The following is a 23,527-nucleotide window of genomic DNA, read 5'->3' as shown; positions in this document are numbered from 1 at the left end:
CTCCGTCGACGAGCCGACGAGCCGACGAGCCGACGAGCCGTCGAGCCGTCCAGCCCGGCAGCGCGAGGTGCGCCGCCGGGCTCCGACGTCCTATAGTGGTGATTGCGACCCCTTGAATCATCTAAATGGGGCCGCGCACGCACGACCCGAACCGTCCGACGACCCGAGGAGCTCCCCATGACCGAGACCCAGCCCCGCACCGAGCTGAACGTCACCCAGGTCCGCGACGGCGGCTGCGCGTGCGGCTGCGCCGACGAGGGCATCCCGGCCCTCGACGTGCGCGTGATCCCGCACGCCATCCGGCACGCCACCATCTTCGGCGCCCTCGGCGGCCTGCGCCCCGGGCAGCAGATGGACCTCGTGGCCGACCACGAGCCGCGGCCCCTGCTGGCCCAGCTGGCCGAGCGCGAGGGCGAGACCTTCACGCACGAGTACCTCGAGCGCGGCCCGGAGGCGTGGGCGCTGCGCTTCACCCGTCACGCCTGATGTGCACCTACTGCGGCTGCGAGTCGATCGAGGTGATCGGCCGGTTCATGGCCGAGCACACCGAGATCGTCAACGCCGCAGGCCGGCTGCGCCGGGCCGTGGACGGCGGCGACCACGCGGAGGTGGAGCGCGCGTGCGACGAGGTCGCCGCGCTGCTCACCCCGCACACGCAGGCCGAGGAGGTCGGCCTCTTCTCGGTGATGCGCCGCCAGGAGGAGTTCACCGAGCACGTCGACAGCCTCTGCGCCGAGCACACCACCCTCGACGAGCAGCTGGCCGCCGTCCGCGCCGGCGACCACGGCCGGTTCCCGCAGTTCCTGGACGACCTGCGCCACCACATCGACCGCGAGGACAACGGGCTCTTCCCCGCCTCGGCGATCGCCCTGGACGGCCCGGACTGGGACGAGGTCGACGCGGCCACTCCCGCCCCGTGAGGTTCGCACCGCTGCTCCTGCTACCCGGCGGCCTGGCGCTGCTGGCCGGGCTGGACGCCGCCCTCACCCTGGCCGGGCTGCCCGCCCCCGCCGGCAGCGCCCGGCTGGCCTCGATCCACGGGTCCCTCATGGTGCTCGGCTTCCTCGGGACGGTGATCGCACTCGAGCGGGCCGTGGCCCTGCGCCGCCCGTGGGGTCTGCTCGCCCCCGGCCTGCTCGGCGCGGGTGCGCTCGCCCTCGTCGTCCTGCCCGACCCGCTGCTCGGCCGCCTGCTGCTGACCCAGGGGATGCTGGTCCTCGTGCTCGTGTATGCCGTGCTCTGGCGCCGCAACGAGGACCCCACCGTCGCCGTGCAGGCCCTGGGAGCGGTCCTCGCCACCGGCGCGGCCCTGCTCCTCACCCGGGTCCCGGTGGCCGACGTGCTCGCCCTCCTCGTCGGGTTCGTGGTCCTGACGATCGCCGCCGAGCGGGTCGAGCTGGCCCGCCTCGCCATGCCCCCGGGGGCGGGCGGCCGGCTGGTGGCCCTGACGGTCCCGCTCTCGCTCGCCGCCCTGGCCACCCTGCTGTGGCCGACGGCCGCCGGTCGGATCACGGCCGTCCTGCTGCTGGCCCTGACCCTGTGGCTGCTGCGTCACGACGTGGCCCGCCGCACGATCAACGCCACCGGACTGCCGCGCTTCGCCGCCGCCGCGCTGCTGGCCGGGTACGCCTGGCTGATGGTCGCCGGCCTCCTGCTCCTGGCCACCGGCCGACCGCAGGGGGTGGTCTACGACGTGGTCGTCCACTCGGTCTTCCTCGGGTACGCCATGTCCATGGTGCTGGCCCACGCCCCGGTCATCCTGCCGGCGGTGCTGCGGGTCCGGCTGCCCTACACCCCCTGGATGTGGGCCCCCCTCGCCCTGCTGCACGCCACCCTGCTCGTGCGGGTGGTGGCCGCCCTCCTGTCCGGCGTCGCGTCCGCCCCCGACGGCACCGTCGCGACCTGGACCGGCGCCGCCGGTGGCAACGTGGCCGCACTGCTCCTCTTCGTCCTCACCGCGGTGGCCACGGCGCTGGCGGCCGCCCGCCGCCCCGTCCGTCCCGCCCGCCGCCCCGTCCGTCCGCCCGCCCGGACCCTGTCCCGAACCGTCGAAGGACCATGACCACCACGCAGAGCTCCGACCCCGCCCGCCCCGGCCCGGTGCCGGGCGCACCCGCCGGCGCGGCGGCATACCCCTCCCCGCCCTCTCCCGGCCGACCCGGCGGGGCGCGCGGGCGGTGGCCGCTGCGGGACTACCCGGGGCTGCTGTGGATGACGCTGGCGGTGCTGCTCACGCTCGTGCACCCCTTCCTGCCCGGGTCGCGCTGGCTGATGGTGCACCTGGTGCTGCTCGGCGCTCTGACCCACTCGATCATGGTGTGGAGCACCCACTTCACCCAGGCGCTGCTGAAGACGCGGCCCGGCCTGGACGACCGGCGCGACCAGAGCCGACGGCTGACCCTGCTGCTCGTCGGGACCACCGTCACGCTCGTCGGCGTCCCGACGTCGACCTGGGAGGTGACCGTGGTCGGCGCGTCGCTGGTGAGCGTCGCGGTCGGCTGGCACGGCGTCCAGCTGTGGCGCCGGCTGCGCGCCGCGCTGCCGGGGCGGTTCCGGGTGACGGTGCGCTACTACCTCGCGGCGGCCGTCTGCCTGCCCGTCGGAGCCGCCCTGGGCGCCACCCTCGCGCTCGGTCTGGGTGACGCGCTGCACGGACGGTTCCTGCTGGCCCACATCACCGTCAACGTGCTCGGCTGGGTCGGGCTGACCGTCACCGGCACCCTGCTCACCCTCTGGCCCACGATGCTGCGCACCCCGATCGGGCCCCGCGCCGAGCAGCGGGCCCGCCAGGCCCTGCCCGGCCTGGCCGGCGCGCTCGGGGTGCTGGTCCTCGCCTCGCTGGCCGACCTGCGCTGGGTGACCCTCGCCGCCCTGGCGGGGTACGCGCTCGCCCTGCTGTGGTGGGCCTCGGCGACCCTCGCCCCGGTGCGCACGGCCCCGCCCCGGGAGTTCGCCCCCGCCTCGGTCGGGCTGGCGCTGCTGTGGTGGCTGCTGGGCATCGGGCTGGTGCTGTGGCGGCTCGCGACGACGTCGACCTGGGCGGAGTTCGCCCAGGGCATCGGCACCGTCAGCGCCGTGGTCGTGGTCGGCTTCGCCGCGCAGCTGCTGACGGGAGCGCTGTCCTACCTCATCCCCTCGGTCATGGGCGGCGGCAAGACGGTCGTCCGCGCGGGACAGGCGTGGTTCGACCGGTGGGGCACGGCCCGCCTCGTGCTCATCAACGTCGGGCTGGCGCTCTGCCTGCTGCCGGTGCCCAGCTGGGTGCGGGTCGTGGTCTCGGTGCTCGTGCTCGCAGCGCTGGCCGTCTTCGTGCCGCTCATGGTCGGCGCCATCCGGGCCACCGTCCGGGCGAAGCGGGAGGTCGAGGGAGCCCGGGCGCGGGGGGAACGGCCCGCCGGTGCCACCCCGACGCCGGGCCTGGCCGCCGGTGCCGCCGACCGTCTGCCCTCGGTCTGGTCCGGGGGCCAGCTGGTCGCCGCCGTGTCGGCCCTGCTGCTCGCGGTCTCCGTCGGCGTGGCGGTGGACCCGGCGGCGGCCGGGCTGGGCCCGACCGCGTCCGGGACGGCGGCGGGCACGGGCGGGACCGCAGGGTCGGGCGGAGCCGCCGGGCAGGTCGCCCCCACCGGGCGCACGACGACCGTGCAGGTGGAGGCGGTCGGCATGCGGTTCGAGCCCGCGACCGTCGAGGTGCCCCTCGGCGACCGCCTCGTCGTCGAGCTGACCAACACCGACCCCACCAACGTCCACGACCTGCAGCTCTTCGACGAGCGCACCCCCCGGCTCGCCACCGGCGAGTCGGCGACCCTCGACGTCGGCGTCGTCACCGGGCCGACCCAGGGGTGGTGCACGATCGTGGGCCACCGTCAGATGGGGATGGTCCTCGACGTCGTGGTCACCGGAGGGGACGCGGCCGGCGGGAACGTCGCGAGCGGGGCGGACGGCGCGGCCGACGGCGCCCAGGCCGGCGAGGGCCCCGCCGCGCACGGCAGCGACGCGGCGGGGGGCGCGCCCGGAGCGGGCACGGCATACCCCGCTCCGGCCACGCCGGCGATCGACCCGGACGCCCGCGTGCAGGACGTGGTCGACCCGGTGCTGCCGCCCCTGCCCGAGGAGCGCGTCCACCGGCTCACCCTCACCGCCGAGGAGGTCGAGCTGGAGGTCGCGCCCGGGATCACCCAGACCCGGTGGACGTTCAACGGTCGGGCGCCGGGGCCGACATTGCGCGGGCGGGTCGGCGACGTCTTCGAGATCACGCTGGTCAACGACGGCACGATGGGCCACTCGATCGACTTCCACGCCGGGGCGCTCGCGCCCGACCGGCCGATGCGCACGATCGCACCGGGCGAGTCGCTGGAGTACCGGTTCACCGCCGAGCGGGCCGGGATCTGGATGTACCACTGCTCCACGATGCCGATGAGCGCGCACATCGCGGCCGGCATGCACGGAGCCGTCGTCATCGAGCCGGAGGAGGGGCTGCCGGAGGTCGACCGGGAGTACCTGCTGGTCCAGTCCGAGGTCTACCTGGAGCCGGGCACGGGCGGCAGCGGCAGCGCTGACGCCTCCGGGCCGGCCGAGGTGGACATGGACGCCATCGCCGCCGAGCGGCCGGCCTTCGTCACCTTCAACGGCATCGCCAACCAGTACGGCACCGCCGGCCGGATGCTCGACGCCCGCGTCGGTGAGCGCGTGCGGATCTGGGTCCTGGACGCCGGACCCAGCCGACCGAGCAGCTTCCACGTGGTCGGGGGCCAGTTCGACCGGACCTACCTCGAGGGGGCCTGGACCCTGGGCGACGCCGACGGTCCGGCGCAGGACGCGGGCGCCCAGACGCTCGGCCTGCAGGCGGCCCAGGGTGGGTTCGTGGAGCTGACCTTCCCCGAGGCGGGGCACTACCCGCTCGTGTCGCACATCATGGTCGACGCCGAGCGGGGCGCGCACGGCTACGTCCGGGTCACCGACTGAGGACGGCAGCACACAGGCTGGAACGGCGGGCGGTCTGGCGACCGGCCGAGGGGCGGCGGGCGGCCGAGGGACGGCGGGCGGCCAGGTCGGCGGCCGGCCGGGGCGTCGTGCGAACGACGCCCCGACCGTCCCCCGCCCCCTGATCCCTCGGTGCCGTCCCCGCCATGGTCACGGCACCCAGGGAAGCTGCGCTGCGGCTACGCCGCGGTGAACCGACCGGAGGGGTCCCGCCGCACGTGGCCCTGGCCCTGCAGCCGCTGCAGCCACGGGACGTCGGGCTCGGCGCCCCAGCGCTCGCGCCAGACGGCCGCGTGCCGCAGGGCGACGCGCACCTCGTCGGCGAGGGGGACGTCCGGCACCAGCTGCTGGTAGGCCGTCGCCCCGCCCACCCAGACCCTGGCACCGCCCGCCTCGTGCACCGCGCGGGCGAAGTCCACGTCCTCCAGGCCGTGACCGACGTAGTCCGTGCTGTAGCCGCCGACCGTCTCCCAGTCCTGCGCGCTCATCGCGAACGAGCACCCGGAGCACAGCTCCCAGCGCCGGTCCACCTCGAACTGCCCCGGCGTGAGGGCCGGGACGCCGGGCGTGGGCACGGCGACGTCGCGCAGCTGGCCAAAGGGGTAGCCGACCACGGGGTTCTCCGGCGGCGGGAGCTCGAGCACCGGGCCGCACCACATCGCAGGGCCGTCCACGTCGGGCCTCTCGCCCGCGCCTGCGCCGCTCCCGGTGACGGCATCGGCATACCTCTGCAGGGTCCGTCCTCCCGGGATCGCCGAGGCGCTGAGGAACACGAGGACCTCGGCACCCTCCTCGATCGCGGTCCGGGCGGCGAGGTTGCGGGCCGCGGCGTAGGGCAGCGCGCGGCGGTCGGTCTGCACGGGGCGCACGATGGTGCGCCAGCGGTCGGTGCCCAGCGGCAGCCGGTTGCGGGTGAGGTCGCGGTCGCCCATCGAGACCACCACGTGCAGGTCGGTGGGCCTGGATCCGACGGAGATACCGTCGACCTGGCCCAGCAGCTGCTCGTGGTTGCCGCGGGTCATCGTCAGCACGGCCAGGGTCGGGGTCACACCTGTGACCCTAGTGACGGCACTGACCTGCGACTACACCCTGAGGGGTGATTCACGGCGACGGGTGCAGGTCGGGGGCGTACACTCCGTGCGTGACTGTGCCCGCGCCCGTGACGGTGGCCATCCTCAACGACTACGAGGTGGTCGTGCGGGGTGTCCACGCCATGCTCGAGCCCTTCGCCGACCGGGTCCAGGTGGTCGAGGTGGCGGCCGGACTCCCGGTCCGCAGCCCCGTCGACGTCGTCCTGTACGACACCTTCTCGGCCCCGCAGGTCGACTCCGCCGACTTCGACCTGGCCGTCGCCGCGGAGGAGTTCGCCGCGGTCTGCGTCTACTCCTGGGACACCGACCCCAGGCTCGTCGAGATCGCCCTCAGCAAGGGCTGCCGGGGATATCTCGACAAGGGGCTGGAGGCCGAGGAGCTCGTCACGGCCGTGGAGCGGGTCGCCGCGGGCGAGCTAGTGGTCTCCCCCTCCCGCTCCCACGTGGTGCCGATCGGGCCGCAGGCCGGTCTCGCGGCCGACCAGGACCCGCAGGACCGTCGGGTCGAGCTGGTGCCGGGCGACTGGCCCGGCCGCTCCCACGGGCTGTCTCCGCGGGAGGCCGAGGTCGTCGCGCTCATCACCCAGGGGATGACCAACGTCGACATCGCCGCCAGGGCGTTCCTGTCGATCAACTCGGTCAAGACCTACATCCGCAGCGCCTACCGCAAGATCGGGGTGTCCCGGCGTTCGCAGGCGGTGCGGTGGGGGATGCAGAACGGCCTGGCGCCGGACACCCTGCGCGACACCCAGCCGGACGTGCCGCAGCGGGCCGGCGCGTAGGTCAGTCCTCCGGCAGGTAGATCACGCAGGAGTAGGGGCCCAGGTCGAGCACCCCGGTCCCGTGGGAGACCTCCAGGTCGGGGGTGGCGTGGTCGCCGAAGAGCTGGCTGTAGCGGCGTGCGTCGCTGTTGAAGCGCACCCGCCAGCGGCCACCGGGCAGCTTGACCTCGCGCTGCACGGCGTGCGCGGTGAGGTTGAGGGCGACCAGGACGTGCCGGCCGTCGTCGGAGGAGCGGACGTAGGCGATGACGTTGGCGTCGTCGTCGAGGGTGACCAGCGTCGTGTTGGGCCCCCTCAACCCGGCCGTCTCGCCGTCGAGGTTGCGGCGCATCCGCACCAGGTCGCGGAAGAGCTGGGTGATGTCCCGGAAGGACCAGGCCCGCTCCCAGTCCAGCGGCACGGTGTCGCGGAACCACTCGTCCTCGAGGAACTCCTGCCCCTGGAAGAGCATCGGCATCCCCGGCGCCGTGAGGACCAGGGCAGCCCCCAGGGTGGCCATCTTCTGCGCGTCCCAGCCGGAGGGGTTCTCACCCTGGACCTCGGAGGTGATCCGGGCCTTGCCGTTGGCGACCTCATCGTGGGACTCGGTGTAGATCACCCGGTCGAAGGCGTGGTGGTAGCGGTGCATGACCGCCTTGGCCACCGCCGGGATCGACCGGTGCTCGTCGCCGGGGGCGGTGAGCACCTCACGCACCGGGTGCACGAACTGGTTGTCCCACTGGGCGTGCATCGCCGCCCCGCCCTCCTGGGTGGAGGTGACCGCGGGATCGTTGTGCAGGTCCTCGGCGATGACGATCCGCCCGGGGAAGTCCGTGCGCACGAGCTCGCCCACCCGCCGCATCATCTCCCAGCCTTCCGGGATGTCCCCGGAGAACCCGTCCACGTGGCGCATGTAGGGCGTCATGTCCAGCCGCAGGCCGTCGACGTGGTAGTCGTGCAGCCACATCCGGGCGTTGTCCAGGATGAAGTCACGCACCTCCTGCCGCCCGTAGTCGGGGCGGGTGTCGCCCCACGGGGTGTTCGAGCGCCAGTCGTTGTAGAAGTAGATCCCGCCCTTGCCGTTCTCGCTCCAGCCGTCGAACTGCCAGGTGGGCAGGTCGCTGGGACCGAAGTGGTTGTAGACCACGTCGACGAGGACCGCGATCCCGCGGCGGTGGGCCTCCTTGACGAACGTCTTGAGGGCGTCCGGCCCGCCGTAGGTGTGCTCCACGGCGAAGATGTGCGCCGGGTTGTAGCCCCAGGAGTAGTCGCCCGCGAACTCCATGAGCGGCATCAGCTCGATCGCGTTGACGCCCAGGCCCACGAGGTAGTCCAGCTTGCCGGTGAGGTCGTGCAGGTCGGCCGGTCCGTCGGCCGCGTCCACGAAGGACCCGATGTGCGTCTCGTAGAGCACCAGCTCGTGCTGGCCGGGGGTCTGGAACTGCTCGTCCCCCTCCCACTCGAAGCGGCCCTGGTCGTAGAGGATGCCGTTGCCGACCGAGTTGGTCACCGCGTAGGCGCGGGGGTCGATCCGGTGGAAGGTGTGCTCGCCGTTGGTCAGCAGCAGCTTGTACTCCTGGCCGTGCTCGGCGCCGGGCACCTCGACGTACCAGTTGCCGTTGCCCTCGGACTCCATCGGGTGCGCCTGCTCGTCCCAGCCGTTGAAGTCGCCGACGACCGCCACGGCCGTCGCGTGCGGGGCCCAGACCCGGAAGGCGAAGCCCCCGTCGACGGCGATGGCACCCATACCGGGGTGGGACGAGCTCACGGAAGACCTCCAGGGCGAGGGGCAGGGACCAGCGACATCGTAGGGGGTGAGGGTCCCGCGGAACGCCCCGCGCCCCGCTCGGGCGGAGTCCTGCGCCCCCTCCGCCGAAGTCCCGCGCCCGCTCCACGGCGGGTCCTGCGCCCGCTCCGGGGCCGACCCGGGGCGGCGCGTGGGGCACACTGCGGGGGTGCGCGACCTTCCCCGCTCCCCCCGTGGACCCGCCCGTCCCCGGCGCGAGCTGGCCGACATCGGACCGATCGAGCAGCTGCGGGCGGGCCGGCTGGCCCCCCGCCTGACCCTGCTGCTGGTGGGGCTGTTCCTCTACGGCGCCTCGATGGCGCTGGTCGTGCGCAGCGTCCTGGGCCTCATCCCCTGGGACGTGCTGCACGTGGGGATCCAGCAGCACGTGCCGCTCTCCTTCGGCACCATCGTCGTGGGCACCTCGGTGCTCGTGCTGCTGGCGTGGATCCCGCTGCGGCAGAAGCCCGGTCTGGGCACGCTGGCCAACGCCTTCCTCATCGGGCCCTCGGCCGACCTCGTGCTCGCCGTCGTCCCGCAGACCGACCACCTCGGCTGGCGGACCGTCCTGCTGCTGGGCGGCATCCTGCTCAACGGCGTGGCCACCGGGATGTACATCGGCTCCCAGTTCGGCCCCGGTCCCCGCGACGGCCTGATGACCGGGCTGGCCCGGGTGAGCGGGCGGTCCATCCGACTGGTCCGCACCGTGCTCGAGGTCTCCGTCGTCGCGGTCGGCTGGCTGCTCGGCGGGATCGTCGGGGTGGGCACCGTGCTCTACGCCGTCCTCATCGGGCCCCTCGCCCAACTGTTCCTGCCGCTCTTCACCGTCGAGCTGCCCGCCCGGGAACCGGCCCGGTGAGGGCCACCGCGGGACCGGGACGGTGAGGCCCGCCGGCCGCGACGACGCGCGCCCCGGACGGACCGGTGGGCCCGACGGGACCGGTGCGGCGCGGCATACCCCCTCGGTGCGGGTCCTGACCCTGACCCTGGCGACGCTGTCGATGATCGGTCCCTTCACGATCGACACGATCTTCCCCGGGTTCGCGCAGATGGGGGCGGACTTCGAGGCCGGCCCGGCGGCGTTGCAGCAGGTGACGAGCGTCTACCTGCTGGCGTTCGCGCTGATGAGCGTCGTGCACGGACCGCTCTCCGACGCGCTCGGCCGGCGTCCGGTCATGCTCGTGGGTCTGGGTGGGTATGTCGTGGCCTCCGCCGCCTGCGCGCTCGCCCCGACCCTGGGCTGGCTGCTCGTGGGCCGCGTGGTCCAGGGCCTGTTCGCCGGTGCTGCGACGATCGTCAGCCGGGCGGTGATCAGGGACCTCTTCGAAGGTGCCGAGGCGCAGCGCCTGATGAGCCAGGTGATGATGATCTTCGCGGCCGCGCCGGCCCTGGCCCCGGTCGTGGGCGGGTGGATCCTGCAGTGGGGCCCGTGGCCGTGGATCTTCTGGTTCGTGGGGGCCTACGGGGTGGGGGCCGCGCTCCTCGTCGTGCTCGTGCTGCCCGAGAGCCTGCCGCCGCAGGACCGGCAGCCGCTGCGGCTGGGGTCGGTCGTCGGGGGGCTGCTGCACGTCGCGCGGTCGTGGGCCTTCCAGCGGCTGGCGCTGGCGGCGGCGTTCGCGATGTCCGGCTACTTCGTCTACGTCGTGGGCGCGCCGATCGTCGTGCTCGACCTGCTGGGTCTGGGCGAGCAGGACTTCTGGGTGCTGTTCGTGCCCCAGATCGGCGGGTTCGTCCTCGGGTCCTGGCTGACCGGCCGACTGGCCGGGCGGGTGCACGAGCGACGGCTGGTGGACGTGGCGATGGGCGGACTGGTGCTGGCGGTCGCCGTGAACGTCCTGATCGCGGCCGTCGCGCCCTCCCTGCCCTGGGCGGTCGTGGGCCCCACGCTCATGGGGGTCGTCATCGGCGTCGTCTTCCCCCTGCTGCAGCTGGAGATGCTGGACCTGTTCCCCCGGCACCGGGGCTCGGCGGCGTCGGTGGCCTCGTTCGCGACGCTGGTGTTCAACGCGCTCCTGGCCGGGGCGATCATCCCGCTGGTGACGGCCTCGCTGCTGACGACGGCCCTGGCCAGCGGGGCGCTGGGGCTGGCGGGGGCCGGGATGTGGCTGTGGCACCGGTCGGTGGAGCGCGCGTGAGGGCCGGGCCCCCGAGGGTCCGCTTCCGTCGGCCAGCCACTCCCCACGTCACCCGCCGGCACTCCCCCCGCGGGCCCTGCCCACGTCATCCGCCGGAGGGCTTGCGCACCTCGGCGGGGTCGATCTCACCCTCGCGCAGCAGCACGACCCCTGCCCGGAGCAGGTCGTCCATCGGCTCGCCGCGGTCGACGCGGGCCAGGATCGTGGCCCGCATGCTGGGGTCCCAGAACTTGCGCAGGTGGGTGGCGATCTCCTCCGCGGCCCGCTCGGGCGGGTGGTGGGCCATCGCCCGGGCGATGTCGTGCCCCATCCGCACGTCGGCCGGCTGGTGCTGACGCTCCTCGGCGTCGACGTCCTCACCGGTCGGTGGCCCCTGGTCGGGCACCGGGTCGGCGTCGGTCGGGGCGTCCAGGTCCGGACCGCCCGTCGGCAGCCCGCTCATCGCGACGCCCCGGCCGGCTGGCGGCCGGCAGCGTCCGCACCCAGCTCGTCCTCGGACCGCGCGGCGTTGGCGACGGCGACCTGGACGGCGGTGACCTTGTACTCCGGGCAGTTGGTCGCCCAGTCCGAGTTCTCCGTCGTCACCACGTTGGCACCGGTCACGGGGTGGTGGAAGGTCGTGTAGACCACGCCCGGCTGCATCCGCTCGGACACCTGCGCGGTCAGGGAGGTGGTGCCGACGCGGCTGGACAGCTCCACCCGGTCGCCGGTGCGGATGCCGCGCAGCTCGGCGTCGGAGGGATGGATCTCCAGCACGTCCTCGGGGTGCCACGTGCTGTTGGCCGTGCGCCGCGTCTGGGCACCCACGTTGTACTGCGTGAGGATCCGCCCCGTCGTCAGGATCAGCGGGAAGCGTCGGTTCGTCGTCTCCGTCGTCGGCACGAACACCGTGGGCACCAACCGCCCACGCCCGCGGACGAAGGTCTCCACGTGCATCGTCGGCGTCCCGGTCGGCGACGCGTCGTCCACCGGCCACTGCATGCTGCCCTCGGCGTCGAGCCGGGCGAAGCTCACCCCGGCGAACGTGGGGGTCGTCGCGGCGATCTCGTCCATGATCTGGGCCGGGTCGTCGTAGTGCATCGGGTAGCCCATCGCGGTCGCGATCTCGCAGACGACCTGCCACTCGTCCTTGCCCACCGTCGAGGGCATGATCGGGCGGACCCGGCCCAGGCGTCGTTCGGCGTTGGTGAAGGTGCCGTCCTTCTCCAGGAAGCTGCTGCCCGGGAGGAAGACGTGGGCGTAGCGGGCCGTCTCGTTGAGGAAGAGGTCCTGGACGACGACCAGCTCCATCGAGGTCAGCGCCGCCCGCACGTGCGTCAGGTTGGGGTCGGACTGGGCGATGTCCTCGCCCTGGACGTAGAGGCCCTTGAAGGTCCCGCCGACGGCGGCGTCGAACATGTTGGGGATCCGCAGCCCCGGCTCGGGGTCGAGGTGGACGCCCCACAGGTCCTCGTAGATCGCCCGCACCTCGGGCCGGGAGATGTGCCGATAGCCGGGCAGCTCGTGCGGGAAGGAGCCCATGTCGCAGGAGCCCTGCACGTTGTTCTGCCCGCGCAGCGGGTTGACGCCGACGCCCTTGCGGCCGATGTTGCCGGTGAGCATGGCCAGGTTGGCCAGGCCCATGACCATCGTCGAGCCCTGGCTGTGCTCGGTGACCCCCAGCCCGTAGTAGATCGACCCGTTCGGCGCCGTCGCGTAGAGCCGGGCGGCCGCGCGCAGCTGGTCGGGGTCCAGCCCGGTCGCCTCCGCGGTGGCCTCCGGGGAGTTCTCCGGCCGGCGCGCGAACTCAAGGTAGGGCTCGACGTCCTCGCAGCGCTCGCGCAGGAACTCCTCGTCCGCGAGCCCCTCGGTGACCACGACGTGCGCCATCGCGTTGATGAAGGCCACGTTGGACCCCGGCAGCAGGGGCAGGTGGAAGGCCGCCTCCACGTGCGGGGAGCGCACGAGGTCGATCCGGCGCGGGTCGGCGACGATGATCTGCGCCCCCTGCCGCAGACGCTGCTTGAGGCGCGAGGCGAACACCGGGTGGGCGTCGGTGGGGTTGGCCCCGATGAGCAGGACGACGTCGGTGTGGTCGACCGACTCGAAGTCCTGGGTGCCGGCGGAGGTGCCGAAGGTCTGGTTCAGCCCGTAGCCGGTCGGGCTGTGGCACACCCGGGCGCAGGTGTCGACGTTGTTGTTGCCGAACGCCGCCCGCACCATCTTCTGGACGACGTAGACCTCCTCGTTGGTGCACCTGGAGGAGGAGATCCCCCCGACGGCACCCACGCCATACCGGTCCTGGATGCCCCGGAAGCCCTCGGCGACGCGTCCGACCGCCTCCTCCCAGGAGACCACCCGCCACTCGTCCTCGATCGTGTCGCGCACCATCGGGTGCAGCTGACGGTCCGCGTGGTTGGTGTAGCCGTAGGCGAAGCGCCCCTTGACGCAGGAGTGCCCCTCGTTGGCCCCGCCGGAGCGGGCCGGGACCATCCGCACGACCTCGGGGACGGTCGCGGACCCGTCGGCGTCGCCGCCCGCGCCACCCTCCACCGGCCGGTCCTGGATCTCGGCCCGGAAGGTGCAGCCGACGCCGCAGTAGGCGCAGGTCGTCTCCACCACCCGGGTCGGCATCCCCAGCTTCACCAGCGAGCGCTCGACCAGCGCCTCGGTCGGGCAGGCCTGGACGCACGCGCCGCAGCTGACGCACTCGCTGCCGAGCATGTCCGTCGGCCCGGGGGCGATCCGCGAGCCGAACCCCCGCCCCTCCACCGTGAGGGCGAAGGTGCCCTGGATGTCGGCGCAGGCCCGCACGCAGCGCGAGCACACGATGCAGGCCTGGGGGTCGTAGTCGAAGTAGGGGTTGGACGCGTCGCGGCCCTCGCCCCCGTCGACGTGGTGCGCCAGCCCGGCCCGGGCCATCGCCAGTACGTCAGCCCGCCCGGTCGCGGGGCTGTCGACGAACGCCTCCGTGGTGCCCTCCTGGTCGGCCGGCCCGGGGGTGGTCGGCAGGCCGTAGCGCACCTCGGCGACCCCGGTGCGCCGGGCCAGGTCCTGCAGCTGGCAGGTGCCGCGGGCGCACCCGGGGCAGTCGGTGGGGTGGTCCGACAGGTACAGCTCCATGACGCCCCGGCGCAGCCGCTGCACCTGCTCGGTGCCGGTCCGCACGACCATCCCGTCGGTGCACGGGGTGGTGCACGAGGCGGGCGTGCCCTTCGCCCCGTCCACCTCGACGAGGCACAGCCGGCAGGACCCGAACGCCGACAACGAGTCGGTGGCGCACAGGCTGGGCACGTCGACCCCGGCCTCGCGCGCCGCCCTCAGCACCGAAGTGCCGGCAGGCACCTCGACGTCGCGGTCGTCGACCGTCACCCGGACGGTCACGTCGGTCTCCACGGCCGGGGTGCCCAGGTCGGGCTCGGGGGCGTAGGCCGTGCCGGCCGGACGGTGCGGGGCGAGGGTCATGGCGCGCTCCTGGTGGTGCTGGCGGCTGCTGCCCCGGCGCGGGCGTCGGGGTCGGTGGCGTCCCCACCACCTCCGGCGGGGGCGAAGTCCTCGGGGAAGTGCTTCAGGGCGCTGCGCACGGGCATGGGCGTCAGGCCGCCCATCGCGCAGAGCGACCCGCTGGTCATCGTGGTGCACAGGTCCTCGAGCAGGACGAGGGCGGCCTCGCGCTCGGCCGGCGGGCCGACCCGGATCCGGTCGATCGTCTCGACGCCACGGGTGGAGCCGATCCGGCAGGGGGTGCACTTGCCGCAGGACTCGGCGGCGCAGAATTCCATCGCGAACCGGGCCATCCGGGCCGCGTCGAAGGTGTCGTCGAAGACCACGATCCCCCCGTGGCCGAGCATCCCGCCGGCCTCGGCCAGCGTCTCGTAGCCGGCGGCCACGTCGAGCCCGTCCGCGGGCAGGTAGGCCCCGAGCGGACCACCGATCTGGACGGCCCGCACGGGACGGCCGGAACGGGTGCCGCCGCCGAAGCCCTCGACCAGCTCGCGCAGGTCGGTGCCCAGGTCGGCCTCGACGAGACCGCCGCGGGCGACGTTGCCCGCCAGCTGGAACACCTGGGTGCCGCGGGACCGGCCGTCGCCCGCAGCGGCATACGCCTCCCCGCCGCCGGTGAGGATGGCCGGCACGGCGGCCAGGGTGAGCACGTTGTTGACGACCGTGGGGCACCCCCACAGGCCGGACAGCGCGGGGATCGGGGGCTTGGCGCGGACCTCGCCGCGGCGGCCCTCGATCGACTCCAGCATCGAGGTCTCCTCGCCGCAGATGTAGGCACCGGCACCACGGCGCACGTGGACGGTGAAGGAGCGGCCGCTGCCGAGGACGTCCTCGCCGAGGTAGCCCTCGGCAGTCGCCACCGAGATCGCCTCGCCGAGGATGGCGATGGCGTCGGGGTACTCGCTGCGGACGTAGAGGTAGCCCTCCGTGGCCCCGACGGCGACCGCGGCGATGGCCATCCCCTCGAGCAGGGTGAACGGGTCGGCCTCGGCCACGATCCGGTCGGCGAAGGTCCCCGAGTCCCCCTCGTCGAGGTTGCAGGCCACGAACTTCTGGTCGGCCTGCGCCTCGAGCACGGTCCGCCACTTGATCCCGGTCGGGAACCCGGCGCCGCCCCGGCCGCGCAGCCCGGAGGTGACGACCTCCTCGACGACGTCGGCGGGGTCCATGTCCAGGGCCCGGCGCAGGCCGGCCCAGCCGCCGGCGTCACCGTATGCCGCGATGTCGGTGGGCTCGGCCAGACCCAGCCGGGCGCAGCTCACCCGGTGCTGGGCGGTCAGCCAGGGGTCCTCCGCCACCGGGCCGAGGTGGTCCCCGACGGGGACGCCCTCGAGCATGCCGCCGGAGACCAGCCGGGGGACGTCGGTCGGGGCGACGTTGGCGTAGCCGACCCGGCCGGCGGGTGTCTCCACCTCGACGAGCGGCTCGCGCCACAGCATCCCGCGGGTGCCGTTGCGGCGCACCGTGACCCCTGGCTGCTGGGCGAGCGCGGCGGCGACCTCGTCGGCCCCGACGGCGCGGGCGGAGCTGTCCTTAGGCACCCAGACGATGGTCATGGACGGACCTCCTGGTCGGCGGTCGGCACGGTGACGCCCATCGAGGGCGGCTGGTCGGCGAGCTCCGCGACCAGCTGCTGCACCCCGGACTCGTCGACCCGCCCGTGCAGCACCCCGTCGGCCTCGACGGTGGGACCGAGAGCGCAGTTGCCGAAGCAGAACACCTGGTGCAGCTCGACGTCGGGGCCGACCGCCTGCACCGCCTGCTGCGCGGCGGCATACACCTGCTCCGCCCCGACGGACTGGCAGGCCTCCGCCCTGCAGACGCGGACCGTGTGCGCCGGCGGCGAGGTGCGCCGGAAGTCGTGGTAGAAGCTGACCACCCCATGCACCTCGGCGACCGAGAGGTTGAGCTCGTCGGCCAGCACCCGGACGTCGGCCTCGTCGATCCAGCCGAGGGCGTCCTGCACGTCGTGCAGCACCTCGAGGAGCGGGCCGCGCTCACCCGCCCGTCGCCGGGCCAGATCCCTCGCCGCGTCGGCCCGCGCGCCCTCGGGCACCCGGGCGGGAACGCCGTCCCGGGGCACGTCGCGCCGCCGCCTGCGTCGGCCGTCGGCCTCGTCCACGTCCGCAACCTCCTCGTCGCCGTGTCCTGCCCACTCTAGGTCGCGGGACCGACGTTCTGCGAGGGGTCGACGTCCGCGAGGACACATCCGTGTGTGAGGTGAGCCACTTCGCGGCGTCCGCCCTTGACGGCTCGTCCGGATGCAGGAGTACGTTCGAGAACGAGCACAACCTGTCCTGGCAAGGGAGCCTCATGGAAGGTCGGATCGTTCGTCGGCTCGCGGCGGAGCTCATGGGCACCGCGCTGCTGGTCCTGTTCGGGCCGGGCGCGGTGATCGCCGCCCTGACCATGGGGGACGGCGCACTCACGTTCGCCGACCTGGGCTTCGTCGCGCTGGCCTTCGCCGTGGTGGTCGCGCTGGTCATCTACGCCTTCGGCCCGGTCTCGGGCGCCCACATCAACCCGGCGGTCACGATCGCGCTGGCCGTGGCCAAGCGGTTCCCCTGGGTCGAGGTCGCGCCCTACGTCGCGGCCCAGCTGGTCGGGGCGTTCGTCGGCGGGCTGCTGGTGGTGGCGACCTTCGGGATGAGCGCGGTCGACCTGGGCATGGGAGCCACCGTCCTGGCCGAGGGGGTCCCGGCCTGGCAGGGGATCGTCGCCGAGGCCTTCGGCACCTTCATCCTGCTCCTGGCCATCATGGCTCTGGCCGTGGACCCCCGGGCACCGGCGGGCTGGGCCGGGCTGATGATCGGCCTCGCGGTCGCCCTCGAAATCCTCCTCATCGGCCCGCTCACCGGAGGGTCGGTCAACCCGGCCCGCACCTTCGGCCCCTACCTGACGCTGACGGTGCTCGGCGGGGAGGTGCCATGGGGCCAGTTCTTCGTCTACGTCGTGGGCCCGGTCGCCGGTGCGGTCCTGGCCGTCCTCACCTACGCGTTCGTCTCCCAGGAGCCGGAAGACCGCGTGAGCCGGAGGGGCACGCCCGGTGCCGACGACCTCCCGCAGACCTGACCCCGCCGCACGACGGGCCAGCCCGGCGCCGCCGTGGGGTCGCCCCAGGTTCCACCTAGGAAGGAACACGAAATGACAGGCAACCGAGTCGTGGTCTACAAGAGCCCAGGAGAGGTCGCGGTCGAACCCGTGGACTACCCCCGGCTGGAGCTCCCGGACGACGTCGTCCAGGGACTGGACCTGAAGAAGGAGGCGCCCCACGCGGCGATCCTCAAGCTGGTCACGACCAACATCTGCGGCAGCGACCAGCACATGGTGCGCGGACGCACGACCGCTCCTCCCGGCCAGACGCTCGGCCACGAGATCACGGGCGAGGTCGTCGAGGTCGGCGACGACGTGCTCTTCGTCAAGCCGGGCGACATCTGCTCGGTGCCGTTCAACATCGCCTGCGGGCGCTGCCGGATGTGCAACGAGGGCAAGACGGGCATCTGCCTCAACGTCAACCCCGCCCGCGCCGGCGCCGCCTACGGCTACGTCGACATGGGCGGGTGGATCGGTGGCCAGGCGGAGTACGTCATGGTGCCGTTCGCCGACTTCAACCTGCTGAAGTTCCCGGACCGGGACCAGGCGCTGGAGAAGATCATGGACCTGACCATGCTCTCCGACATCTTCCCGACCGGCTACCACGGCGCCTACACCGCCGGGGTGACGACCGGATCGACGGTGTACGTGGCCGGGGCCGGCCCCGTCGGGCTGGCCGCGGCCTACTCGGCCCAGCTGCTCGGTGCCTCGGTCGTCATCGTCGGGGACATGATCGGCGACCGGCTGCGGCAGGCGGAGAGCTTCGGCTGCGAGACGGTGGACCTCAGCTCCGGCGGCGACCTCGCTGAGATGATCGAGCAGATCACCGGCGAGCCGGAGGTCGACGCCGCGGTCGACGCGGTCGGTTTCGAGGCCCGCGGTCACGGTGAGGGCGCGGAGGAGGCCCCCGCCACGGTGCTCAACGACATGATGACCGTCGCGCGTGCCGGTGCCGGCCTGGGCATCCCGGGCCTCTACGTCACCGGCGACCCCGGCGGCGTCGACGAGAACGCCAAGGTCGGCCAGATCGGGGTCCGCCTCGGGCTGGGCTGGGCCAAGTCGCACTCGTTCACGACGGGCCAGTGCCCGGTCAAGAAGTACAACCGCCAGCTGATGAACCTCATCCTGGCCGACCGGGCGCACATCGCCAAGGCCGTCAACGCGACCCGCATCAGCCTCGACGAGGCGCCCCAGGCGTACCGGGAGTTCGACCAGGGCGCGGCCAAGAAGTACGTCATCGACCCGCACGGCATGGTCCCTGCGTAGTCCACGACACCGGTGCGGCCCGGCCTCCGGGCCGGGCCGCACCCGTGTCCTCGGACCGGCCCTCCTGGCACCCGTCGGGAGGGCCGGTCCACGACGGCACCCCGCCCCCCGCGAGGATCGTCACCTCACTAGAGTGGGAGGACGAACACACAGGAGGATGAGATGTCCGAGCAGAGGTCGACGCCGATCCTGTCCGAGGACGAGTGCTGGGAGCGGCTGCGCCGCACGGAGTTCGGCCGGATGGCCTTCCACCTGGCGGACGAGGTCCACATCACCCCCCTCAACTACGCCGTCGACGGCGACCGGATCGTCTTCCGCACCGCCGAGGGCTCCAAGCTGCTCGGCGTCGCGATGAACGAGGACGTCGCCTTCGAGGTCGACGAGATCCTCGAGGACGAGGAGCGGGCCTGGAGCGTCATCGCCCGCGGCAAGGCCCGCATCCTGGAGGGGGACGACGCCAGGGACGCCGACAACCTGCGGCTGCGTCCCTGGGTCAGTTCGGCCAAGTTCAACGTCGTGGGCATCAGCGTCGAGGAGGTCAGCGGTCGCGACTTCCACCTCGCGCGGCCGTGGCGGCACATGCTGCCGGAGGACTGATCACCGGCACCGGGCCCTGGAGCGAGCGGGTGCTCCCCCGGGTCGTCGACCTCGTCCTGTCCGAGCGGGTCAGCCGGCGGTGGCGCGAGCGCGTGTGCGCCGAGGCCACCGGCACGGTCCTGGAGATCGGCTTCGGCAGCGGGCTGAACCTGCCGCACTACCGCGCCGGCGTCGAGCGCGTCCTGGCGGCGGAGCCCTCCGACCGGGCCTGGGAGATCGCCGGTCCGCGCATCGAGGACTTCGCACGTCCCGTCGAGCGGGTGAGCACCGACGCGGCCAGCATCCCCCTGCCCGACGGCAGCGTCGACACGGTGGTGTCGACCTGGTCGCTGTGCACCGTCCCCGACGTGCGGGCTGCGCTGGCCGAGGCGCGTCGGGTGCTTCGCCCCGGCGGGACGCTGCGGTTCGTCGAGCACTCCCGGGCGCCGGAGAAGGGCGTGCGGCGGGTGCAGGACGCCATCCAGCCGGTCTGGGGGCCTGTGGCCGGGGGCTGCCACGTCACCCGGGACGTGCCGGGCCTGGTGCGCGCCGCGGGCTTCGAGCTGGTCACGGACGAGGCATACCTGACGCGGTTCCCGCCCGCGCGCCCCTGGGCCTGGTTCGTCGTGGGGACCGGCCGCCCGACCGGCTGACGAAGCCGGCCGGGCGAGCTGGCGGGTCAGTCGCCCTTGTTGAGCCCCGCCGAGATGGCGTTCATCACCGAGGAGTCGGCCAGCGTGGTCACGTCGCCGACCTCCCGGTGCTCCGCGACGTCCTTGAGGAGACGGCGCATGATCTTGCCCGAGCGGGTCTTGGGCAGCTCGGGGACGATCATGATCTGTCGCGGCTTGGCGATCGGGCCGATCTCCTTGGCCACGTGGTTGCGCAGCTCGGCCACCAGGTCCGAGCCCTCGCCCTGCTCGTCGGCCTCCTGGACCGCCTCCTCACGGAGGATGACGAAGGCGCAGATCGCCTGGCCGGTCGTCTCGTCGGCCGCACCGACCACGGCCGCCTCGGCGACCTTGGGGTGGGACACCAGCGCCGACTCGATCTCGGCGGTCGACATCCGGTGGCCGGAGACGTTCATCACGTCGTCGACCCGGCCGAGCACCCAGATGTTGCCGTCCTCGTCCAGCTTGGCGCCGTCACCGGCGAAGTAGACGTTCTCGAACCGGCTCCAGTAGGTCTCCTTGTAGCGCTCCGGGTCGCCCCAGATGCCGCGCAGCATCGCGGGCCAGGGCTCGGTGAGGACGAGGTAGCCGCCGCCGCCCTTCTCGACCTCCTGCCCCATGTCGTCGACCACCTTGGCGACGATGCCCGGGATGGCGTGCTGGGCCGAGCCGGGACGGGTGGGGGTGACGCCCGGCAGCGGGCTGATCATGATCGCGCCGGTCTCGGTCTGCCACCAGGTGTCCACGATCGGGCACCGGTCGCCGCCGATGACTTCGCGGTACCACATCCACGCCTCGGGGTTGATCGGCTCACCGACCGACCCCAGCAGCCGCAGCGAGGACAGGTCGAACTTCGCCGGGATCTCCTTGCCCCACTTCATGAAGGTCCGGATCGCGGTGGGCGCGGTGTAGAGGACGCTGACCTTCTTGTCCTGGACGATCTCCCAGAACCGGCCCTGGTGCGGGGTGTCGGGCGTGCCCTCGTACATCACCTGGGTCGCGCCCAGGGTCATCGGCCCGTAGACGATGTAGGAGTGCCCGGTGACCCAGCCGATGTCGGCGGTGCACCAGTAGACGTCGGACTCGGGGTGGATGTCGTGCACCACCGAGCTCGTGTAGGCCGTCTGCACGACATACCCGCCGGTGGCGTGGAAGATCCCCTTGGGCTTCCCGGTGGTCCCCGAGGTGTAGAGGATGAACAGCGGGTGCTCGGCGTCGAAGGCCTGCGCCTCGTGGGTGTCGGCCGCCTGCTCCAGCTGCTCGTGCCACCACAGGTCACGGTCGTCGTTCCACTCCACCTCCTGCTCGGTGCGCCGCACGACGAGGACCTTCTCGACCGGGGACTCCCCGACCGCCAGCGCCGCGTCCACGGCCGGCTTGAGCGCGCCGGGCTTGCCGCGGCGCCACCCGCCGTCGGCGGTGATGACGACCTTGGCGCCGGCGTCGTCGATCCGGCTGTGCAGGGCCTCGGCGGAGAAGCCGCCGAAGACGACCGAGTGCGGCGCCCCCAGGCGCGCGCAGGCCAGCATCGCCACGACCGCCTCGGGGATCATCGGCAGGTAGATCGCGACCGTGTCGCCCTTGCCGATCCCCAGGTCGGCGAGCGCGTTGGCGGCCTTCTGCACCTGCTGGTGCAGGTCGGCGTAGGTGATGTCGCGGGTGTCCCCCGGCTCCCCGACGAAGTGGATGGCCACGCGGTCCCCGTTGCCGGCCTCGACGTGCCGGTCCACCGCGTTGACGCAGGCGTTGAGCGTGCCCCCGACGAACCACTTGGCGAACGGTGCCTGCGACCAGTCGAGCACCTGGTCGAAGTCCTGCTCCCAGGTGACGTACTTCCGCGCCTGCTCGGCCCAGAAGCCCTCCCGGTCGGCGGACGCCTGCTCGTAGAGCTCGCTCCTGCCGTTGGCGGCGGCCGCGAACTCCTCGCTCGGCGGGAAGGTGCGCTCCTCGTGCAACAGGTTGGACAGTCCTTCTTCGGACATAGGTGCCTCCTTGCTCTGGGCTGCGTGCTCCCGAGTATGCCGTTCCTGCGCCGGTGGCGCGGGCCGGGGCCGTCCCGGGGCGACGAGCGGGCGGTGCCGTGCGACGAGCGGCGTCCGGTCGGCGCCGCCGCGTCCCGCGCCGGGGCGTCCCACCAGCCGGGTGGCACCCTGCCCGTCAGCGGCGGCCCGGGCCGCCCGGCATCCCGGTGGGGATCGACTCCGGGGTGTGCAGCCGCACGAGGGTGCGCCGCGCGCCCCGCGGGATCCGGTGCGGGGTGGCCAGGGAGACGCCGACCGCGGTGAGCAGGGCGACCGGCACCGTCCAGGCCGCCGGCTGGGCGAGCAGCGCCCCGCTCCAGCCCGGCCGGTCGCCGACGAGCACGGTGACCCCGATCGCCCCGGTCGCCAGCACCGCCCCCACGACGAGCCCGGCCGCCGCGCCCGGCACCGACAGCCGGGGCCACCACACGCCCAGCGCCAGGAGCGGGAAGAAGGTCGACGCGGCCACGACGAACGCCAGGGTGACGAAGGCCGCCAGCCCCACCTCGGGGAAGAACCGGCTCAGCCCGTAGGGCACGAGGACCGCCACCACCGCCGAGAGCCGGAACCCGGTGACCTCCGAGTGGTCCCCGCCCGTCACCCGGGCCAGCAGCGGTCGCACCAGGTCCTGGTTGAGCACCCCGGTGACCGCCACCGCCAGCCCCGAGCTCGTCGACAGGAAGGCCGCGAACGCCCCGCCCGCCAGGGCCGCCACCAGCACCTCTGCCCCCACGCCCCCGAGCACCTGCGCGGGCAGGCGCAGCACGACGGTGTCCGCGCGCCCCTCCCCCGGCGTGGCCAGGTAGGCCCGGCCCAGCACCCCGTAGACGACCGTCACCACGTAGAACATGCCGAGCAGCCACAGCACCCGCACGGTCGTGCGTCGCGCCTGGGCGCCGTCGGGGTTGGTGTAGTAGCGCACGACCACGTGCGGCAGCCCGGTGGTGCCCAGGGCCAGCGCCACGAGCAGCGAGAAGGTGCGGTAGAGGTGGTGCCGGTCGGGGTCCCCGCCCGTCAGCGGCAGCAGCCAGGAGTCGTCCACCTGCGGCACCGGGCCGCGGGTGGCCCACCAGACCGCGACGATGACCCCGGCGGGGACGGCGAGCGCGGTGAGCTTGACCCAGTACTGCACCGCCTGGACCAGCGTGATCGAGCGCATCCCGCCGGCAGCCACCGACAGCACGACGACGACGAGGACCACCGTCGCCCCCAGCCGCTCGGGAGCCCCCGTGACCAGCCGCAGCGTGAACCCGGCCCCCTGGAACTGCGGCACCAGGTAGAGCCAGCCGATGAAGACGACGAGCAGCGTGCACAGGTGGCGCACCGCCCGCGACTCCAGCCGGGCCTCGGCGAAGTCCGGCAGGGTGTAGGCGCCCGAGCGCCGCAGCGGCGCCGCGACGAGGACCAGCAGCACGACATACCCCGCGGTGTAGCCGATCGGGTACCACAGCGCGTCGACCCCGGTGTCGTAGACCAGCCCCGCGACGCCCAGGAAGCTGGCGGCCGAGAGGTACTCCCCGCCGATGGCGGCCGCGTTGCGCCCGGGCGTGACCGTGCGGCCGGCGACGTAGAAGTCGCTGGTGCGCCGGGACAGCCGCAGCCCGAAGACGCCGAGCACGAGCGTGAGCACGCAGACGGCCAGGACCGCCAGGCCGGGCAGCACC

Annotated in this window: 19 protein-coding genes; 11 read left to right on the top strand and 8 right to left on the bottom strand. The window is 73.4% G+C overall.

Features of this window, described 5'->3' with window-relative positions:
- Positions 1-177: 177 nt before the first annotated feature.
- From ACWHYA_RS05730 to ACWHYA_RS05715, 4 genes are read left to right on the top strand one after another with little or no spacing between them, the layout of a single operon-like run.
- Positions 178-486, top strand: coding sequence for a DUF2249 domain-containing protein (locus tag ACWHYA_RS05730; protein WP_425942439.1), 309 nt, complete (start codon positions 178-180; stop codon positions 484-486).
- Positions 486-920: a hemerythrin domain-containing protein gene (locus ACWHYA_RS05725; RefSeq protein ID WP_425942441.1), complete on the top strand. Its 435-nt coding sequence runs from the start codon at positions 486-488 to the stop codon at positions 918-920. Before ACWHYA_RS05730 ends, ACWHYA_RS05725 begins: the two co-directional genes overlap by 1 nt.
- Positions 917-2,062, top strand: a complete 1,146-nt coding sequence (locus ACWHYA_RS05720; RefSeq protein WP_425942443.1) for a hypothetical protein — start codon at positions 917-919, stop codon at positions 2,060-2,062. Before ACWHYA_RS05725 ends, ACWHYA_RS05720 begins: the two co-directional genes overlap by 4 nt.
- On the top strand, positions 2,059-4,962 hold the full coding sequence (locus ACWHYA_RS05715; RefSeq protein WP_425942445.1) for a multicopper oxidase domain-containing protein: 2,904 nt from the start codon (positions 2,059-2,061) through the stop codon (positions 4,960-4,962). Before ACWHYA_RS05720 ends, ACWHYA_RS05715 begins: the two co-directional genes overlap by 4 nt.
- A gap of 197 nt (positions 4,963-5,159) precedes the next feature.
- Here the strand turns inward: ACWHYA_RS05715 and ACWHYA_RS05710 are convergent, their stop codons facing one another.
- Positions 5,160-6,029 carry a glycosyltransferase family 2 protein gene (locus ACWHYA_RS05710; protein ID WP_425942447.1) on the bottom strand — a complete coding sequence of 290 codons (870 nt, stop codon included), beginning with the start codon at positions 6,027-6,029 and terminating at the stop codon, positions 5,160-5,162.
- A 92-nt stretch (positions 6,030-6,121) separates the two neighbouring features.
- Between ACWHYA_RS05710 and ACWHYA_RS05705 the strand changes: the two genes are divergently transcribed.
- Positions 6,122-6,853 carry a helix-turn-helix transcriptional regulator gene (locus tag ACWHYA_RS05705; protein ID WP_425942449.1) on the top strand — a complete coding sequence of 244 codons (732 nt, stop codon included), beginning with the start codon at positions 6,122-6,124 and terminating at the stop codon, positions 6,851-6,853.
- Position 6,854: 1 nt separating this feature from the next.
- On the opposite strand, the gene ACWHYA_RS05700 is transcribed toward ACWHYA_RS05705, so the two are convergent.
- Positions 6,855-8,600 carry an alpha-amylase family glycosyl hydrolase gene (locus ACWHYA_RS05700; protein ID WP_425942451.1) on the bottom strand — a complete coding sequence of 582 codons (1,746 nt, stop codon included), beginning with the start codon at positions 8,598-8,600 and terminating at the stop codon, positions 6,855-6,857.
- 187 nt (positions 8,601-8,787) lie between these two features.
- On the opposite strand from ACWHYA_RS05700, the gene yczE reads away from it, so the two are divergent.
- Together yczE and ACWHYA_RS05690 are read left to right on the top strand one after the other, a co-directional pair.
- Positions 8,788-9,477, top strand: coding sequence for a membrane protein YczE (yczE, locus tag ACWHYA_RS05695; protein WP_425942453.1), 690 nt, complete (start codon positions 8,788-8,790; stop codon positions 9,475-9,477).
- A 22-nt stretch (positions 9,478-9,499) separates the two neighbouring features.
- Positions 9,500-10,753: a multidrug effflux MFS transporter gene (locus ACWHYA_RS05690; RefSeq protein ID WP_425942455.1), complete on the top strand. Its 1,254-nt coding sequence runs from the start codon at positions 9,500-9,502 to the stop codon at positions 10,751-10,753.
- 85 nt (positions 10,754-10,838) lie between these two features.
- On the opposite strand, the gene ACWHYA_RS05685 is transcribed toward ACWHYA_RS05690, so the two are convergent.
- From ACWHYA_RS05685 to ACWHYA_RS05670, 4 genes are read right to left on the bottom strand one after another with little or no spacing between them, the layout of a single operon-like run.
- Positions 10,839-11,195, bottom strand: a complete 357-nt coding sequence (locus ACWHYA_RS05685) for a formate dehydrogenase subunit delta (protein ID WP_425942457.1) — start codon at positions 11,193-11,195, stop codon at positions 10,839-10,841.
- The gene (fdhF, locus tag ACWHYA_RS05680; RefSeq protein ID WP_425942459.1) at positions 11,192-14,197 is read right to left on the bottom strand and encodes a formate dehydrogenase subunit alpha; all 3,006 of its coding nucleotides are present in this window, start codon (positions 14,195-14,197) and stop codon (positions 11,192-11,194) included. The genes ACWHYA_RS05685 and fdhF overlap by 4 nt, the downstream gene beginning before the upstream one ends.
- Positions 14,194-15,792, bottom strand: coding sequence for an NADH-ubiquinone oxidoreductase-F iron-sulfur binding region domain-containing protein (locus tag ACWHYA_RS05675; RefSeq protein ID WP_425942461.1), 1,599 nt, complete (start codon positions 15,790-15,792; stop codon positions 14,194-14,196). The genes fdhF and ACWHYA_RS05675 overlap by 4 nt, the downstream gene beginning before the upstream one ends.
- Positions 15,789-16,358 carry an NAD(P)H-dependent oxidoreductase subunit E gene (locus tag ACWHYA_RS05670; protein ID WP_425942463.1) on the bottom strand — a complete coding sequence of 190 codons (570 nt, stop codon included), beginning with the start codon at positions 16,356-16,358 and terminating at the stop codon, positions 15,789-15,791. The genes ACWHYA_RS05675 and ACWHYA_RS05670 overlap by 4 nt, the downstream gene beginning before the upstream one ends.
- A 191-nt stretch (positions 16,359-16,549) precedes the next feature.
- Here ACWHYA_RS05670 and ACWHYA_RS05665 point away from each other — a divergent pair, with 191 nt between their 5' ends.
- From ACWHYA_RS05665 to ACWHYA_RS05650, 4 genes are all read left to right on the top strand, one after another.
- Positions 16,550-17,308: an MIP/aquaporin family protein gene (locus tag ACWHYA_RS05665; protein ID WP_425942465.1), complete on the top strand. Its 759-nt coding sequence runs from the start codon at positions 16,550-16,552 to the stop codon at positions 17,306-17,308.
- A gap of 72 nt (positions 17,309-17,380) precedes the next feature.
- On the top strand, positions 17,381-18,595 hold the full coding sequence (fdhA, locus tag ACWHYA_RS05660; RefSeq protein ID WP_425942467.1) for a formaldehyde dehydrogenase, glutathione-independent: 1,215 nt from the start codon (positions 17,381-17,383) through the stop codon (positions 18,593-18,595).
- A 162-nt stretch (positions 18,596-18,757) separates the two neighbouring features.
- On the top strand, positions 18,758-19,192 hold the full coding sequence (locus ACWHYA_RS05655) for a pyridoxamine 5'-phosphate oxidase family protein (protein ID WP_425942469.1): 435 nt from the start codon (positions 18,758-18,760) through the stop codon (positions 19,190-19,192).
- A complete protein-coding gene (locus ACWHYA_RS05650; protein ID WP_425942471.1) occupies positions 19,165-19,824 on the top strand; it encodes a class I SAM-dependent methyltransferase in 660 nt (219 codons plus the stop codon). Before ACWHYA_RS05655 ends, ACWHYA_RS05650 begins: the two co-directional genes overlap by 28 nt.
- A gap of 26 nt (positions 19,825-19,850) precedes the next feature.
- On the opposite strand, the gene acs is transcribed toward ACWHYA_RS05650, so the two are convergent.
- Both acs and ACWHYA_RS05640 read right to left on the bottom strand, forming a co-directional pair.
- On the bottom strand, positions 19,851-21,824 hold the full coding sequence (gene acs, locus ACWHYA_RS05645) for an acetate--CoA ligase (protein ID WP_425942473.1): 1,974 nt from the start codon (positions 21,822-21,824) through the stop codon (positions 19,851-19,853).
- Positions 21,825-21,999: 175 nt separating this feature from the next.
- The gene (locus tag ACWHYA_RS05640; protein WP_425942475.1) at positions 22,000-23,526 is read right to left on the bottom strand and encodes a sodium/solute symporter; all 1,527 of its coding nucleotides are present in this window, start codon (positions 23,524-23,526) and stop codon (positions 22,000-22,002) included.
- Between the last annotated feature and the right edge of the window lies 1 nt (position 23,527).

This window comes from Ornithinimicrobium carbonis (assembly GCF_977012275.1).
This window is presented reverse-complemented; position numbering and strand designations above follow the sequence as displayed.

Excerpts from the sequence above, each read along its gene's own strand:
- ACWHYA_RS05675 (WP_425942461.1), bottom strand. The coding sequence starts at position 15,792 with ATGACCATCGTCTGGGTGCCTAAGGACAGCTCCGCCCGCGCCGTCGGG.
- ACWHYA_RS05730 (WP_425942439.1), top strand. The coding sequence starts at position 178 with ATGACCGAGACCCAGCCCCGCACCGAGCTGAACGTCACCCAGGTCCGC.
- fdhF (WP_425942459.1), bottom strand. The coding sequence starts at position 14,197 with ATGACCCTCGCCCCGCACCGTCCGGCCGGCACGGCCTACGCCCCCGAG.
- fdhA (WP_425942467.1), top strand. The coding sequence starts at position 17,381 with ATGACAGGCAACCGAGTCGTGGTCTACAAGAGCCCAGGAGAGGTCGCG.
- ACWHYA_RS05685 (WP_425942457.1), bottom strand. The coding sequence starts at position 11,195 with ATGAGCGGGCTGCCGACGGGCGGTCCGGACCTGGACGCCCCGACCGAC.
- ACWHYA_RS05655 (WP_425942469.1), top strand. The coding sequence starts at position 18,758 with ATGTCCGAGCAGAGGTCGACGCCGATCCTGTCCGAGGACGAGTGCTGG.
- ACWHYA_RS05665 (WP_425942465.1), top strand. The coding sequence starts at position 16,550 with ATGGAAGGTCGGATCGTTCGTCGGCTCGCGGCGGAGCTCATGGGCACC.
- ACWHYA_RS05715 (WP_425942445.1), top strand. The coding sequence starts at position 2,059 with ATGACCACCACGCAGAGCTCCGACCCCGCCCGCCCCGGCCCGGTGCCG.
- acs (WP_425942473.1), bottom strand. The coding sequence starts at position 21,824 with ATGTCCGAAGAAGGACTGTCCAACCTGTTGCACGAGGAGCGCACCTTC.
- ACWHYA_RS05725 (WP_425942441.1), top strand. The coding sequence starts at position 486 with ATGTGCACCTACTGCGGCTGCGAGTCGATCGAGGTGATCGGCCGGTTC.